Here is a 15,928-nt window from a genome sequence, read left to right as displayed (position 1 = left end):
CGATTATCAGGAATCAAAGTAACACTGAAGATAAAAAAATTAAATATTGTTTAAAATTTAAGTTGAGTTTTGAGATCTGTTATAAAAATGTTTAATAAATGTGTACCACAAATCACATTTTGTACTGGTATAAGCGGCGAGACCGCGCTATCATCCTCCGTTTTGTGACAGACCGCACGCAAGCTCAGGCTTATCCATTCCGGCTTATATTAACAGCGAAATTCTTATGCCTCAGGCTCCAGACCACGCTACGCCCGCTTCAACAGGCGCCATTCGCCACGTACTCCGTTCGCCGTCGCTGCTCACCCGAGAGGCTCTGGCTGGCGTTATCACCGCCCTGGCCCTGATTCCAGAGGTGATCTCCTTCTCAGTAATTGCCGGCGTTGACCCGAAGGTCAGCCTGATTGCTTCCGTTGTGCTGTGCCTCGCGATGTCGGTACTCGGCGGCAGACCCGCGATGGTTACCGCCGCCGCCGGATCGGTAGCGCTGGTGATTGGGCCGATGGTTCATCAATACGGCGTTGGCTACATCCTGCCTGCCGTCATTTTGGCCGGTATTATTCAAATTTTGTTTGGTTTGGGCGGAATGGCCCGGCTGATGCGCTTTATTCCGCAGGCGGTGATGACCGGCTTCGTCAACGCGCTGGGGATTTTGATCTTCTTCGCCCAGGTCCCCCATTTCTGGAGTAAGCAGCCGCTGATCCTCGGCCTGTTCGTGCTGACGCTGCTGATTGTTCTCTGGGCGCCGCGCTATATTAAAGCGGTCCCCGCGCCGCTGATTGCCATTGTGGTATTAACCCTGTTTACCGTCACCACCGGGCAGCTGCTGCCTACCGTGGGCGATGAAGGCTCGATGAGCGGCGGGCTTCCGGGGTTCACCGCCCTGCTGGTGCCGCTCAATCTCGCTACCCTGCAAATTATCTGGCCCTGTGCCCTGAGCATTGCCTTTGTCGGCCTGATGGAGTCGCTGCTGACCGCTAAATTAGTCGATGACCTGACCCAGACGCCGTCCAGCAAAGCGCGCGAGAGCGCCGGGCTGGGAATCGCCAATATTCTCGCCGGGTTCTACGGCGGGATCGCCGGCTGCGCGATGATTGGTCAGACCATTGTTAACGTTGAAATGGGGAAAGGCCGCAGCCGCGTCTCCACCCTCGCCGCCGGCGCGGTGCTGCTGCTGCTGGTCACCGTGCTGAGCGAAGTAATGGCAAAAATTCCGATGGCGGTACTGGCCGGAGTGATGGTCATTGTGGCGGCAAAAACCTTCAGCTGGCACAGCCTTCGCCCGGCCGAGCTAAAGCGTAATCCGTGGCCGGAAACGCTGGTTATGCTGGTAACCGTCGCCGCAACGGTGGGTACCAGCAATCTGGCGATTGGCGTGCTGGCAGGCCTGGTGGCGATGGCCCTGATCCCACGCAGGCTGCGCAGCGGAGCGCCGGCTACATCAGGAAAATCGTCGCCAGGCCGAGAAAAATAAAGAAGCCGCCGGTATCGGTGATGGCGGTGATCATCACGCTGGAGCCGACCGCCGGGTCGCGTCCCAGCTTCACCATCACCATCGGGATAATCACCCCCATCATCGCCGCCATCAGCAGGTTCAGCATCATCGCCAGCGTCATCACGGCGCCGAGCTGCGGGTCGCTATAGAGCCACCAGGTCACCGCGCCCATAATCCCGCCCCACACCAGTCCGTTAATCACCGCGACCCCCATTTCGCGCAGGATCAGGAACGAGAAGCTTCCCGGCTGAATATGCTGCAGCGCCATCGCCCGTACGATCATGGTGATGGTTTGATTTCCGGTATTACCGCCGATCCCGGCGACGATCGGCATCAGCGAAGCCAGCGCCACCAGCTGCGAAATGGTATGCTCAAAGCCGTCGATTACCCGCGAGGCGATAAACGCGGTGCACAGATTGACCGCCAGCCAGGCCCAGCGCGTTTTCACCGCTTTGCTTACCGGGGCGAAGACGTCGTCATCGTTGCTCAGGCCCCCCATCCGGCGTAAGTCGTTATCGGTCTCTTCGTAGACCACGTCCACGATTTCGTCGATGGTCAGACGCCCCATCAGCTTGCCGTCGGCATCAATCACCGCGGCGCTGAGTAAGTCATCACGTTCGAAGGTGCGCGCGACCTTTTCCGCATCTTCATGCGGCTGAAAGGTGACCGGATCGCCTTCCATAACTTCCCCTACCCGCTTCTGCGCATCGTTGAGCAGAATGGTTTGCAGCTCCAGCTCGCCAAGCAGCAGCTTATTGCGGGTGGTAACAAACAGCTTATCGGTGTTTTCCGGCATTTTGCCTAACCGCCGCAGGTAGCGCTGCACCGCGGCGAGCGTCGCCTCCGGACGGACGGTGATAACCTCGAATTCCATGATCGCGCCGACGGTATTGTCGGCGTAGCGCATCATCTGGCGAATACGCGCGCGCTTATCCGCCGGCAGCGTCGCCAGCAGGCGTCCGGTCAGGTCGCGCGGCAGGTGTTGCAGGAGATAGACCTGCTCATCAATATCCAGATTCTGTAGCGCAAAAAGCAGCTCGTGATCGCTCATCTTATCGATGAGGTCGCCCCAGACGCTTTCCGACGCTTCAAGCAGCACTTCGCCGCGTTTATCGTCGGCAACCAGCCGCCAGAGCGCGTTACGCGCGTCGTAAGGCAGCGCTTCCAGCGCATCCGCGAGGTCCGGCGGCGGCAGGTGGGAAACCAGCACTTCCACTTCCGCCAGATCGTCGGCAAGGGTGCCGTCGTCATAGCGTTCGGCCAGCGTTAATTTGCCCAATAATGAGGAAGTAACGGCTTTATCGGTGCTCAGCAGCCAAATGAGGCGGGCGCGCTCTTCGTCGCGCAGTCTGGCGCTTTTTTTATGCAAAACGGACATCGGTCAGGCAATCCTTGTGAGAATAGTTGGCCGACCAGCAGGCCAGGTGCCATAAGCATAGCGCGAGGAGGGGGAAATAATAACCGCCGGCAGGTTCGTCCGGCGGAAAAATCAACAATAGCGCCCGCCTTTGGTCGGCAGACGCGGTTTTCAGGCGGTGCGGGAGACCGCATCGCGGGTCGCCAGCTCGCGCTCTTCGCCCGTTAGCTCCGCCAGCTGACCGGCGCGCATCTCCAGCAGGCGATCGGCATGCTGGAAATAGTGATCGTCGTGGCTGATAGCGAAAATAGTTTTCCCCATCTGCTGCATCAGCGGCAGCAGCACCTGATAAAACTCGCGGCGGAAGTGCGGGTCCTGATCCGCCGCCCATTCATCCAGCAGGATGATATCGCGGTCTTCAGCCAGGGCCAGCAGCAGCGCCACGCGCTTTTTCTGCCCCTTCGATAGCTTCAGATCGAGGATCTTGCCGTTATCCAGCCGCAGCTTGTGCGTCATTTTCAGGTGCTCCATCCACTGGTTCACCCGCGCGGGATCGGCCCCTTTCCCCTCCGGCCCCAGCAGCTGGTCAAACAGCCAGACATCGGTGAATACCGCCGAGAACAGCTTACGGTAGTCTTCCGGTTTGTCTACCGCCAGCGCCTCGCCGTCCAGCAGGATTTCGCCGGAGGCCGGCTGATACAGCCCGGTCAGCAGCATCGCCAGCGTCGACTTGCCGCTGCCGTTGCCGCCAATCAGGAACACCAGCTCGCCGCGTTTCAGGGTCATATTAATGGGCCCGACGGCGAAGCTGTTGTCCGGATAATGGAAGCTGACGTCGCGCAGCTCCAGCGTTTGCCAGTGCGGATGCGCCTGCGGCTGCGGGAATTCGGCACGATACGGCGCCAGAGAGAATTTGTGCAGCTTATTGAAAGCGACCTGGGCGCTGAGCAGCGTCGGCAGCGCGCCAACGGCCGAAAGCAGCGGCGTGCGCAGGAACAACAGGGTCAGAGAGTAGGTCGCCGCCACGGCGGTATCCGCCCAGCCCAGGCCGTTAGCCATCCAGAACACCAGGCCGATGGCGCCGAGCATCATAATGTTCGACCAGTTCACCGCGCTGAGGTGGAAGGTGTCGGCGCGGATAATATGGTGCCGGTATTCGCGCGCATCCGGCAGATAAAGATGATTAAACACGTATTCGGCGCGCTCGCGGTTAAGCGTCAGCTCTTTACGCCCTTCCAGCACCGTCTGGTAGTCATGGTACAGCTTGTCTTCGGTTTCCCGCAGCGTCGCCATATGCTTATAAACGCGCGCCACCAGCACAAATCCGCCCCAGATGGTTATCGCCATCCACAGGGCGGTCACCATCATCATTTTTCCCGATAGCCACGCCAGATAGGCGGCGGACCCGAAGGTCAGGATAATGCCCTGCACCAGCTCAGGCAGGCGCACGAAGGCAATGGTAATGTTGCGTACGTCGCTGGTTAAGCCGGCAAGCAGCGAGGCGCTGCCGATCTTCTCAACTTTCTCGATTGGAGTGTCGAGGATGCGTTTAATGAACTCACCGCGCAGGCGGAAGACGAAATGGTGCCCAAGGGTCGTCAGGGCCAGCTGCGATCCCAGCGTCACCGCCATCAGCAGCAGCAGCAGGCCGAGAAATTCCGGCAGCACCGTCAGCGAGGTATCGACAACGGTCATCAGGCGCAGATTGATAAAGGCAATAAGCCCGATTCCCAGCGCCGCGCTGAGCAGGCTCAAGGCAATGACGGAAATAAACGGCCAGCGATACTGGCGCCAAACGAGAAGAAGAAGTTCCATAACACGCAATCCGGGCAAGCAAAACAGCCAGCAGTGTAAACTGCTCGCCGATGACATCAAGAATAATTCTTATTTTTATTCTTTATCGCCTGCCAGCCGAAAGGTGAGGTTGTACCGACAGGCGCCGGTGTCCGGATGGTCACCCTCTTTCAGCGGCTGAACGCCGTGATAAAACAGCCGCGACTCGCCGCCCCAGACCACCACGTCCCCGTGCTCCAGCAGCACTCTGCGCAGCGGGTCGCTACGCTGCAGGCCGCCAAACTGAAACACCGCCGGCAGCCCCAGCGATACGGAAACGATGGGCGCACGCAGATCGCGCTCATCCTTATCCTGATGCAGCGAGAGCTTCGTCCCGGGCTGATAGCGGTTTATTAAACAGGCATCGGGCACAAAGCCTGCGTAACCGCAGGCGAGCGCCGCCTCTGCGGCCAGCCGGGCAAATATCGTCGGCATCGGCGGCCAGTCTCGTCCCGTTAGCGGATCGCCGGGAGCATACAGATAGCCGTGCATATTGGTCGTCCAGCCCAGCGGTCCGCAGTTAGTCATCGCCACCGACATGGTATAGCCGCCGGGCGTGACCATCTGACGAAACGGCGAAACGTCGGCAACGCGCAGGAGCGCCTGCAGCAGAGCCGGGGCGCGCTGGCGGGCGAAGCGCCGCAGAATGACGGCCCCGGGCGCCAGCGGCTCCTGCCACGGGGGCGTATCGGCAAAGAGATCGAGCATCACGACTCCTCGGTTTGAGCTTCCCGAGCCAGCAGCTGCGCTTTGCGGGCGGTTCCCCAGCGATAGCCGGACAGCGCCCCGCCTTCGCGGACCACCCGGTGGCACGGAATGATGATAGCCAGCCGGTTGGCGGCGCAGGCTCCCGCCACCGCCCGGACGGCGCCCGGCTGACCGATACTTTGCGCAACCTGGCGATAGCTGCGCGTTTCGCCCGCCGGGATCTGACGCAGAGCCTGCCAGACCCTCTGCTGAAAGGCGGTGCCGCGAATATCCAGCGGCAGATCGACCGCCAGGCGGCTATCGTCAATATGGGCAAAAATCTGCGCCACCCGCCGGGAAAAATGCGCGTCGCCGGGCAGAAGCCGGGCGTTAGGAAACAGGCGGCGCAGCTCGTCCAGCGGCGCGTCGCCCTCTCCGGGCAATACGGCGCACACCCCGCGCTCGCTTTCCGCCACCAGGCAGCGGCCAATCGCGCAGTCGCCGAGCGTATAGATGATATCCGTATTATCGCCGCCGCGGCGAAACTGGCTGGCGGTCATGCCAAGCACGGCGTCGGCCTGACGGTAATAGCTGCTGCCGTCGGGAAAACCCGCAGCCAGCACCGCTGAGGTAACTTTTCCCCCTTGCGCCAGCGACTCCCGTAAACGCCGCGCGCGCCACGCCTGCTGCCAGGCTTTCGGCGTCATTCCGGTAACGGATTTGAATAAACGGTGGAAATGGTACGGGCTGACCGCCAGCTCATGGGCCAGCGCTTCAAGGGTTATCGGCGTTTCCTGCTCAAGCAGGCGGCAGGCCCTGGCGACTTTCTCGGCCTTCTGCCGCTGCGGGTCGCGTTTGTCCGGCTGGCAGCGCTTGCAGGGGCGAAACCCGTCGGCGGTGGCGCTTGCCACATCGGGGTAAAAGCGGACGTTTTCCCGCAGCGCCCGCCGCGAGCGGCAGGAGGGGCGACAGCAAACGCCGGTGGTCAGCACGGCAAACACGAACTGACCATCGGCGCGGGCATCACGATCGCATACCGCCTGCCAGCGGCGGTCATCGGTATCAGCAATAATCGGTTTCATCATCGGCTCCTGCTTTAAGTGTATAGCCAGTCTGCTTCATCGCCCGCCGAATAAAACCCGAAATCTTGCTGTTTAATTCTTTTCGCCAACCAGGAAGGTGCGGAACTGCGGCGACATCCAGGTTTTAAACCCCTCACCCTCTTTGACAATCATATAGACCGCCAGCCCCTGCTCTTTCACCACCTCCTGCGCCTTCTCCGTACCGAGCACCATCAGCCCGGTATCCCAACCGTCGGCTTCCAGCGCCGTCGGCGCAATCACCGTCACCGAGACCAGCTTATGGTCGATCGGCCTTCCGGTTTGCGGGTCGATCACGTGCGAGATCCGTTTGCCATCCAGCTCGTAATAGTTGCGGTAGCTGCCGGAGGTGCTGATACCGTGGCCGTTAATATCGACGATGGCCTGGACGGCATTTTCGCGATCGGTCGGCTTTTGGATCGCCACCCGCCACGGCTGCCCGTCGGCGTTCATCCCTCGGCTGACCAGCGCGCCGCCGACGGAAACCAGATAGCGAGAAATGCCCTCCTGCTCCATCAGGCGCGCCAGATGATCGGCGGCATAGCCCTCGCCCACGGTAGAAAGATCGACAAACAGATCCGCGATATCCTTCTGTAAATACTGGCGATCCGCGCGGTTAATCACCGTCAGATGCTGCAGCCCCGTCCGCGCTTTTGCCGCCGCGATCTGCTGAGGATCCGGCGTTTTTACCGGCTGTTTATCCGGGCCAAAGCCCCACAGATTGACCAAAGGTCCGACGGTAATATCCATCGCACCGTGCGTTTTAGCGCCGATCCGCAGCGCGCCGGTGACAATATCAGCCATCGCTTCGCTTACCGGCCACGGTTCAGTCCCGGGAGAGTGGTTAAAGCGCATTAGCGCCGAGTCATCTTTCCAGGTTGAGAGCAGACGGTCGTCCGCGTCCAGCTGGGCCTCTATTTTCTGACGCAGCGCCTTGGCTTTAGCTTCATCAACGTTAATGATGCTGACCCGCCAGAATGTGCCCATCGTTTTGCCATCCAGCACGGTAGCGGCGCTCTTTTGCGGTGCAGGAGAAGTAGCTGAATCACAGCCGGAAAGGAGTACGCAAGCGCCGAGCAGCGCGGCGCGGAAAAAAGTGATATCCATAAAATTGGGTTCCTCTTGCTAAGGCTGCAAGAGTACACCAGCCTGCTTAAACGAGGCATAAAAAAAGGCGCCAAAAGGCGCCTTTTTCGAGACTTCAGCGTGCTTAGAACTGGTAAACCAGGCCCAGAGCGACGATATCGTCGGTAGAGATACCGGCGTTACGAGTGAAGTTGTTTTCGTCCAGCAGGTTGATTTTGTAGTCAACATAGGTGGACATGTTTTTGTTGAAGTAGTAGGTCGCGCCCACGTCAACATATTTCAGGATATCCTGGTCGCCGTAGCCTTCCAGATCCTTACCTTTAGACTGCAGGTAAGCAACGGACGGACGCAGACCGAAATCGAACTGGTACTGTGCAGCCACTTCGAAGTTCTGTGCTTTGTTAGCAAAGCCCAGGGAGCCAGCGCGGGTTGCGTTGTAGGTCTGGGTGTACTGAGTAGCCAGGTAGATGTTGTTCGCGTCGTATTTCAGACCGCCGGTGTAGGTTTCAGCGTTATCGCCTTCACCCAGTGTCAGATTGTTCTGATCGCCAAGGCGTTTGGAGTGAGAGTACGCGAAACCAGCGCTGATACCGTCGAAGATATCATAGGTCAGGGAGGTGCCGTAACCGTCGCCGTTCTGTTTCAGAGCAGTACGACCGTTGTTGGTCGGAGACAGCGCGCCTTCGCCGTTGACGCTGCCGTTTTTACCCTGGTACTGCAGGGCAAAGTTCAGGCCGTCAACCAGACCGAAGAAGTCAGAGTTACGGTAGGTTGCAACGCCGTTAGCACGGGACTGCAGGAAGTTGTCAGAACCGTAGGTGTCGCCGCCGAATTCCGGCAGAACGTCGGTCCAGGAAGTTACGTCGTAAACAACGCCGTAGTTACGACCGTAGTCGAAAGAGCCCGCGTCGCCGAATTTCAGACCGGCGAATGCCAGACGAGTCCATGCCTGATCGCTGGAGCTTTCAGTGTTGTTCGCCTGAACGTTGTATTCCCACTGGCCGTAACCGGTCAGCTGGTCGTTGATCTGGGTTTCGCCTTTTACGCCAAGACGAATGTAGGTCTGGTCGCCGTCATTGCCCTTGTCGTCAGAGAAATAGTGCAGGCCGTCGATTTTACCGTACAGGTCTAATTTGTTGCCATCTTTGTTATAAATTTCAGCCGCATTTGCTGCGCCTGCTACCAGCAGAGCCGGTACCAGGAGGGACAGTACTTTAACTTTCATGTTATTAACCCTCTGTTTGTTATATGCCTTTTATTATGCCACTGCTTACTGATTACCCTTCTAATCAGTCGGCTATATTCATTGTGCTGTAAAATGCAGAATAATCCAACAAGAATATGATACGAAAACTTCTAAGGTGTTTCAAAATGCGCACAAGATGTTTCAATTTGTAAACGCAAGGGAACTTTTCACAACGATGAAAAACTTTAAAATAAGCACCAATAATCAAGAAAATAATTTTTTTCAATTAGCATCAGGCAGTTACATGATGGTCCAGGTATAGCACTGAATGACAAAACAAAATGGTCACCTGCGACTAGAATAACTCTCGCTATCATCATTAACTTTATTTATTACCGTCATTCAGTTCTGAATGTCTGTTTACCCCTATTTCGACCGGATGTTTCGCATCCGGTTTTTTTTACCCTTCTTTACATAACTTTAATTATACCTGTGCTAGCCGCGATAAAAATAACGGTTATTAATCAAACACTCGGCGTATGAGAAAGCGCTTATCCGGGTAATTTCTTGTTATTTCGTGCTATTTCCTGCAGACGATCGATAAATAACTGTACAGAATCAATCTTGCTGTACATTTTTATTGTTACCGCTCCTTTGAGATAAATCCCAAAGCTAAAAAGCGCCGAAGGCCATTCTGTAGTATGGATTTGATAAATTAGCCTTTATACTGCTTAGCGAATTCACTCTGCTACCAGTTACCTTGGTGCAACATCCTGCTTACAAACATTGATGAGTCGCACTGCTACACGATGACCCAGAAAAAATTCACCCTGATGCCTGGCAGCATCACCCGTTTCTTCATTTTGATGGTCATCGTCCTGCTGGCGACGATGAGCGTGACGCTGCAAAGCGCGGTCAACGCCTGGTTAAAAGAGAAAAGCTATCAGATTGTCGACGTGAGCCATGCGCTGCATAAGCGCATCGATGCCTGGCGCTATGCCACCTGGCAAATTTACGACAATATTGCCGCCACCTCTTCCAGCGCCGCCGGTGAAGGTTTACAGGAAACGCGGTTAAAGCAGGATGTCTATTATCTGGAAAAGCCGCGGCGTAAGACCGAGGCGCTGATTTTCGGCTCTCATGACAGCTCAACCCTGGAAATGACGCAAAAGATTTCCAACTACCTCGATATTCTGTGGGGCGCAGAGACCATTCCCTGGTCGATGTACTACCTCAACGGGCTGGATAACAGCCTGATTCTGATCTCTACGCTGCCGCTCAAAGATCTCTCTTCCAGTTTTAAAGAGTCGACGATTAGCAACGTGGTGGAGTCCCGCCGCGCGGAAATGCTGCTGCAGGCAAATACCCTCGACGAACGAGAAACCTTCTCGTCGCTGCGCCAGCTTTCATGGCAAAACGGCCACTATTTCACCCTGCGGACCACCTTCAACCAGCCGGGTCATCTGGCCACGGTGGTCGCTTTCGATCTGCCGATTAACGATCTGATCCCGCCCGGCATGACTCTGGATAGTTTCCGCCTTGAGCCTGATCCTTCACAGAGTGCGGCCAGTAATTCCGATAAAGAAGAGTCTGATAACGTCAGCGTCAACTTCAACGGCACGCGGATCGAAATCACCACCACCATTAATACCACCGGGATGCGCTTGATCTGGGTGGTGCCATTCAGCACCCTGATTATCGAGTCTCTGCAGAACGTTCTGCTGCCGCTGCTGCTGATTATCGGCCTGCTGGCATTGACCCTGTTTGGCTTCACTACCTTTCGCCACTACAGCGGCCGCAGCCGTCAGACCGGGACGGGGGTCTCCTCTGCCGCCAGCGGCGAGCATCGTACGCTGCGAGCAATAAATGAAGAGATCGTCTCGCTGCTGCCGCTGGGGCTGCTGGTTCACGATCTGGAAGCTAACCGCACGATTATCAGCAACCCCATCGCCGATCATCTGCTGCCGCATCTGAACCTGCAAAATATTACCAATATGGCGGATCAGCATCAGGGCGTGATTCAGGCCACGGTGAATAACGAGCTGTATGAGATTCGCCAGTACCGCAGCCAGGTCGCGCCGCGAACGCAAATCTTCATCATCCGCGATCAGGATCGGGAAGTTCTGGTAAGTAAAAAGCTCAAGCAGGCCCAGCGCCTGTATGAGAAGAACCAGCAGGGCCGCACCGCCTTCATGCAGCACATTGGCGCCGCGCTGAAGCAGCCCGCCCGCAGCCTGGCGGAAGAAGCGGCCGCGCTCGGCATTGCCGAAAGCGGCAGGCTGGCACAGCATGCCGATGAGCTGGTGCAGCTGGTTGACGAGATTCAGCTGGCAAACCTGCTGGAAAGCGATAGCTGGAAGAGCACGCCGGATCTGTTCTCGATTCAGGAACTGATCGATGAAGTGGTGCCTGAAGTTCTGCCGGTCATTAAGCGCAAGGGCCTGCAGCTGCTGATTAACAACGCGCTACCGGCAAATGAGCAGCGCTATGGCGACCGCGACGCGCTGCGCCGTACGCTGCTGCTGCTCATTCAATACTCGGTCACCACGACGCAAATCGGTAAAATCACCCTCGAGGTGAGCAAGGACGAATCCGCGGACGATCGCCTGACCTTCCGCATTCTCGATACCGGCAACGGCGTTTCGGCAAACGAAATCGATAATATGCACTTCCCTTTCCTTAACGCTACCCAGGCCGATCTGTATGGCAAGGCCAATGCGCTCACCTTCTGGCTCTGCGACCGCCTGACGCGCAAGCTCGGCGGCCAGATGAATATCAAAGCGCGCGAATCCCTGGGCACCCGCTACTCCCTGCATCTTAAAATGCCGGCCAGTGAAGAAGCGGGCGGCTCCGGCGAACATCTCCTGGATGACGTGGTGGTATTACTTGATATTACGGCTAACGAGGTCCGAAGGATCGTCACCCGCCAGCTTGAAAGCTGGGGAGCGAGCTGCATCACGCCGGATGACAGGCTGACAAGTCAAGAATACGATCTCTTTTTAACGGATAATCCGTCTAATCTTACTGCTTCGGGCTTGCTTTTAAGCGATGATGAGGTCGGGATACGAAAAATAGGTCCAGGCCAACTGTGCGTCAATTTTAATATCAGCGCGGCCATGCAGGAAGCGATTCTGCAACTGATTGAACAGCAGCTGGCGGAAGAGAACGTTCAACCTTCTCCTCCGGGAAGCGGGAGCAACGCTGAACTGCACGCCAGCGGCTATTATGCGCTGTTTGCCGATACGGTTCCGGATGATGTTAAGAGACTGTATACTGAGCTGGCAACAAGCGATTTAGCTGCGCTGGCACAGACTGCGCACCGCCTCAAAGGGGCGTTTGCTATGCTTAACCTGATCCCCGGCAAACAGTTATGTGAAACGCTTGAGCATCTGATTCGCGAAAAAGATGCGCAAAGCATAGAAAAATACATCAGCGACATTGACGTTTACGTCAAGAGCTTGCTGTAGCAAGGTAGCCTAATACATGAATACTATGAACGTAATTATTGCCGATGACCATCCGATCGTACTGTTCGGTATTCGTAAGTCACTCGAGCAAATTGAGTGGGTAAACGTTGTCGGCGAGTTTGAAGACTCCACTGCACTTATCAACAATCTGCCTAAATTAGACGCACATGTTCTGATTACCGATCTGTCCATGCCCGGCGACAAATACGGCGACGGGATCACGCTGATCAAGTACATCAAGCGCCATTTCCCGGATCTGTCGATCATTGTTCTTACCATGAACAATAACCCGGCGATCCTCAGCGCGGTGCTGGATCTGGATATCGAAGGGATCGTGCTAAAACAGGGCGCGCCGACCGATCTGCCGAAGGCCCTGGCGGCGCTGCAGAAAGGCAAAAAATTCACTCCGGAAAGCGTTTCACGCCTGCTGGAAAAAATCAGCGCCAGCGGTTATGGCGATAAGCGCCTGTCGCCGAAAGAGAGCGAAGTGCTCCGCCTGTTTGCCGAAGGTTTCCTGGTGACCGAGATTGCCAGAAAGCTCAATCGCAGCATTAAAACCATCAGTAGCCAGAAAAAATCGGCCATGATGAAGCTCGGCGTAGAAAACGACATTGCCCTGCTGAACTACCTCTCTTCCGTTTCGCTGAGCGCAACCGACAAAGATTAACGCCCACCTTCCCGGATAGCGGCGCGGCAGTTATGCGCCATATCCGGGGCAACGACCCGCTCTGGCCGGGTCGGGCCTGCGGAAAATCCCCCGACCTATTCCCTGCTCTTACGCACCCGTGCGGCGTACAGCGTCAAGGTTTGCTTGATAATATCCAGCGTCACCGGTTTAGAAAGACAGCTGTCCATACCCGATTCGAGGCAGCGCTGCTTCTCTTCCGCCAGCGCGTTGGCGGTAACCCCGATAACCGGTAGCGTCATTCCCAGCTCGCGAATACGCTGCGTCAGGCGATAGCCATCCATATTCGGCATGTTGACATCGCTCAGTACGATATCAATATGCTGCTTGCTGAGAACGCCCAGCGCATCAACCCCATCGTTCGCCGTCACGCACTGATAGCCCAACGATCCGAGCTGGTCGGCCAGCAGCCGGCGGTTGATCGGATGATCGTCCACCACCAGAATCATCATGTCATCGTTGTTGGCCGTCTGCGTTTCCGGCGCGGATAGCGCCGGGCCGTGCTCGGCGCTCGCCACGTCAATTCGCAGGATCCGCCCCAGCAGCGGCAGCAGCTCATGCGGCGTCGTTACGCTATGCAGCCACTCTCCCGGCGCGCGCTCCAGCGGAATGCCGATATGCCGACGGCAGAAAATAACGACCGCGGCCCCTGACCAGCCGGTACAGGACTCATCATCGGTGAGCAAAATACCCTCCGCTCCCGGCGCCTCGCCGGCATAGCTTTTCACCTTAACCCCGTGGTGATTGAGCAGCGAGGTGATAAACATCGTCAGGGCGGTGTTGTGAATGGCGAGCCAGCAGCATTTTTCCGCCAGGCCATCGGCAATCAACGGCGGACCGTTTTGCACGCCATACAGCGGAATACGGATGGTAAAGCGGCTGCCCATCCCGGGCTCGGTTTCCACGGCGATATCGCCATCCATCATGCTGATGAGCTTCTCGCAAATCGCCAGCCCGAGGCCCGTTCCCTGGAAATTGCGCTGAACGCCGGTACCGACCTGGAAGAACGGGTCGAACAGGCGCACCACCTCTTTGGCCGGGATCCCTTCCCCGGTATCGCGCACGCTGATTTGCAGATAATCGCCGGCGCACTGAACGTGCAGGACGATACAGCCGGTATCGGTAAATTTGATGGCGTTGCTCAGCAGGTTCGAAATAACCTGCTGCAGGCGCATCGGATCGCCGGACATCAGCTGCGGAACGTCGGGCTCAATAAAGCAGTACAGCCCGAGCTGCTTGCGCACCACCAGCGGCAGATAGTTCGCCGAGATATGGTTCATCACCTCCCGCGGCGAAAACTCGCTCGGTTCGATTTTCAGCTGTTCGGACTCAATTTTCGAGAAATCCAGAATATCGCTGATAATCTTCAGCAGCAGGCTGGACGAGTTGTTCATCGCCGTTACCAGACGATCGACGCCTTTCGGCAGCTCTTTGGTCTGCAGCAGGTCGAGGTTGCCGATAATTCCGTACAGCGGCGTCCGCAGCTCGTGGCTCACCGTCGCAAGGAACATCGATTTCGACTGGCTGGCCTGCTCTGCGGCCTGAGCCATCTCCTGCAGCGACTCTTCCATTTTGACGCGGGCGCTGACGTCCACCAGAACGCAGATGGCCACGTTTTCGTTGCGGTAGCGCGAATGAACGAAGCTGATTTGCAGGTTGGTATTATTGCTGGTCAGCACATCCACAAAATTGACCTGCTGGCCGCAGATAATCTGCGTCAGCCTCTGCCGGTCCTCATGGGTCAGCATATTGAGGTAGTTATGCGCCAGTTCGTTACTCAGAATATTGGTGCCGTCGAGGGTGCGCAGAATACAGATCCCCACCGGCGCCGAGGCGACAATCTTACGGTTAAACTGCTCGTGCTCCTCGAGGCGCTGGGCGTCATTTTCCGCCGGGATGAAGATCCGCCGCTCGTACATTCGCGCGAGGGCGAAAAGCATCACCCCGGTCAGGATATTGAGCACTATCGCATTGAGGATCAGCATCCGGATGCGCTCGAGGACCTGGTCTACCGATACCGAATACACGATGCTCAGGGAGGATGGCGGCAGGCTCTTCTTCATGACCAGCTCGCGGAAGCCGGAGGTGTAGCCGAACCAGATTCGTTCCTGCATCCAGCGGGCTTCACCCTTGATTTTAGCGTCCGGTCCGGCGAGGGAGATGAGCGGCTGGCCGTTGTCGTCAAGAATCGTGACGCCCATCGGCAGGCTTCCCGGCGTGAAAAAGCTCTCCATGCGAATAGTTTGCTCGACGCCGAGCATCGCCTGCAGGCGATTAGCTATATACACCGGCGTCAGCGCGTAGAAATAGCCGACGCCAGGACGCACGCCCTGGCTAATCCAGAACAGACTGCTGCCGCGTTCGCTTTGCGGGGCGTCGCGATACTGCTCGATACGCTGATGCAGTACCTTCAGCGCCTGGTCCCGTTCCAGCGGCATCTCGCGCAGGCCGAAGTTCGCCATGCACAGGTTATCGCTGCCAATTAAAAAGATACGGTTGAGATCGTAAGCCGCGGAGAAATTATCGCGCCAGTAGCGCATAAACCACGCCAGCGACTGCAGCGAATTGCGCCAGGTGCCGCTCATTGCCCCGCAATCTGAATCTGGGTAGAGCGGTTCGAAGTCCGGAACCGCTATCTCACCATTTTGCACCGGCGACGCGTCGCCTTCACGGCCGCCGCCCGGCCGATTGCCGGCAACATACTTCAGCTCTTTAATGACGTCCGCCGTGCGCTGGATATAGCGCTGCGCCTGATCGGCGTTGAGGTTGAACTCCTGGCGGATCTCAGATTCTCTGTCATGCAGCGCATTAACAATATAAAACACCGAGGCGAAAGCAATCAGCATCCACAGCAGGACCGCCAGCGCCCGGAACAGGTAGCGTGAAACTTTTAGCGTGGTATGAAAAGAAGCAAGATATTTCAATGTGGCGATGCTCGGCCGTCAGGGACTCAACAGAATGGGGTTAAGGTAGCGGTAAACACGTTTTGTCGCAACGTTATACTCTCTGGATTAAAGGCCAGCGCCGGGCAA

Annotated in this window: 10 protein-coding genes; 3 read left to right on the top strand and 7 right to left on the bottom strand. The window is 56.9% G+C overall.

All coding sequences use genetic code 11. The annotated features are described in order from the left end of the window. The first annotated feature begins 226 nt into the window (after positions 1-226). Positions 227-1,474 carry a SulP family inorganic anion transporter gene (locus tag QFI97_RS09425; protein ID WP_346430996.1) on the top strand — a complete coding sequence of 416 codons (1,248 nt, stop codon included), beginning with the start codon at positions 227-229 and terminating at the stop codon, positions 1,472-1,474. On the opposite strand, the gene mgtE is transcribed toward QFI97_RS09425, so the two are convergent. From mgtE to QFI97_RS09395, 6 genes are all read right to left on the bottom strand, one after another. After that, positions 1,437-2,873, bottom strand: coding sequence for a magnesium transporter (gene mgtE, locus QFI97_RS09420; protein WP_095100649.1), 1,437 nt, complete (start codon positions 2,871-2,873; stop codon positions 1,437-1,439). The two genes, QFI97_RS09425 and mgtE, sit on opposite strands and share 38 nt — an antisense overlap. Before the next feature lie 150 nt (positions 2,874-3,023). Continuing rightward, complete coding sequence (locus QFI97_RS09415; RefSeq protein WP_095100647.1) at positions 3,024-4,667, bottom strand: multidrug ABC transporter permease/ATP-binding protein; 1,644 nt, start codon at positions 4,665-4,667, stop codon at positions 3,024-3,026. A 75-nt stretch (positions 4,668-4,742) separates the two neighbouring features. Next, positions 4,743-5,393: a DNA oxidative demethylase AlkB gene (alkB, locus tag QFI97_RS09410; protein WP_346430995.1), complete on the bottom strand. Its 651-nt coding sequence runs from the start codon at positions 5,391-5,393 to the stop codon at positions 4,743-4,745. Beyond that, positions 5,393-6,454, bottom strand: a complete 1,062-nt coding sequence (ada, locus tag QFI97_RS09405) for a bifunctional DNA-binding transcriptional regulator/O6-methylguanine-DNA methyltransferase Ada (protein ID WP_346430994.1) — start codon at positions 6,452-6,454, stop codon at positions 5,393-5,395. The genes alkB and ada overlap by 1 nt, the downstream gene beginning before the upstream one ends. A gap of 72 nt (positions 6,455-6,526) precedes the next feature. Next, positions 6,527-7,579 (bottom strand): FAD:protein FMN transferase ApbE, encoded by a 1,053-nt coding sequence (apbE, locus tag QFI97_RS09400; RefSeq protein ID WP_346430993.1) that lies wholly within the window; start codon positions 7,577-7,579, stop codon positions 6,527-6,529. A gap of 103 nt (positions 7,580-7,682) precedes the next feature. Continuing rightward, entirely contained in the window at positions 7,683-8,783 is a 1,101-nt protein-coding gene (locus QFI97_RS09395; protein WP_331834729.1) for a porin OmpC, read from the bottom strand. 770 nt (positions 8,784-9,553) lie between these two features. Here QFI97_RS09395 and rcsD point away from each other — a divergent pair. Both rcsD and rcsB read left to right on the top strand, forming a co-directional pair. Then, positions 9,554-12,211 (top strand): phosphotransferase RcsD, encoded by a 2,658-nt coding sequence (gene rcsD, locus QFI97_RS09390; protein WP_346430992.1) that lies wholly within the window; start codon positions 9,554-9,556, stop codon positions 12,209-12,211. A gap of 16 nt (positions 12,212-12,227) precedes the next feature. Then, a complete protein-coding gene (gene rcsB / locus QFI97_RS09385) occupies positions 12,228-12,878 on the top strand; it encodes a response regulator transcription factor RcsB (RefSeq protein WP_095100635.1) in 651 nt (216 codons plus the stop codon). Positions 12,879-12,973: 95 nt separating this feature from the next. Here rcsB and rcsC read toward each other — a convergent pair whose 3' ends face one another. Next, complete coding sequence (rcsC, locus tag QFI97_RS09380) at positions 12,974-15,820, bottom strand: two-component system sensor histidine kinase RcsC (RefSeq protein WP_346430991.1); 2,847 nt, start codon at positions 15,818-15,820, stop codon at positions 12,974-12,976. Between the last annotated feature and the right edge of the window lie 108 nt (positions 15,821-15,928).

The organism is Klebsiella scottii, from assembly GCF_036561945.1.
GTDB classification, from domain to species: domain Bacteria; phylum Pseudomonadota; class Gammaproteobacteria; order Enterobacterales; family Enterobacteriaceae; genus Klebsiella; species Klebsiella scottii.
The sequence above is the reverse complement of the archived record's forward strand: the minus strand, read 5'-3'. Positions and strand labels throughout refer to the sequence as shown.

Excerpts from the sequence above, each read along its gene's own strand:
- QFI97_RS09395 (WP_331834729.1), bottom strand. The coding sequence starts at position 8,783 with ATGAAAGTTAAAGTACTGTCCCTCCTGGTACCGGCTCTGCTGGTAGCA.
- rcsB (WP_095100635.1), top strand. The coding sequence starts at position 12,228 with ATGAATACTATGAACGTAATTATTGCCGATGACCATCCGATCGTACTG.
- mgtE (WP_095100649.1), bottom strand. The coding sequence starts at position 2,873 with ATGTCCGTTTTGCATAAAAAAAGCGCCAGACTGCGCGACGAAGAGCGC.
- QFI97_RS09425 (WP_346430996.1), top strand. The coding sequence starts at position 227 with ATGCCTCAGGCTCCAGACCACGCTACGCCCGCTTCAACAGGCGCCATT.
- alkB (WP_346430995.1), bottom strand. The coding sequence starts at position 5,393 with ATGCTCGATCTCTTTGCCGATACGCCCCCGTGGCAGGAGCCGCTGGCG.
- ada (WP_346430994.1), bottom strand. The coding sequence starts at position 6,454 with ATGAAACCGATTATTGCTGATACCGATGACCGCCGCTGGCAGGCGGTA.
- apbE (WP_346430993.1), bottom strand. The coding sequence starts at position 7,579 with ATGGATATCACTTTTTTCCGCGCCGCGCTGCTCGGCGCTTGCGTACTC.
- QFI97_RS09415 (WP_095100647.1), bottom strand. The coding sequence starts at position 4,667 with ATGGAACTTCTTCTTCTCGTTTGGCGCCAGTATCGCTGGCCGTTTATT.
- rcsD (WP_346430992.1), top strand. The coding sequence starts at position 9,554 with ATGACCCAGAAAAAATTCACCCTGATGCCTGGCAGCATCACCCGTTTC.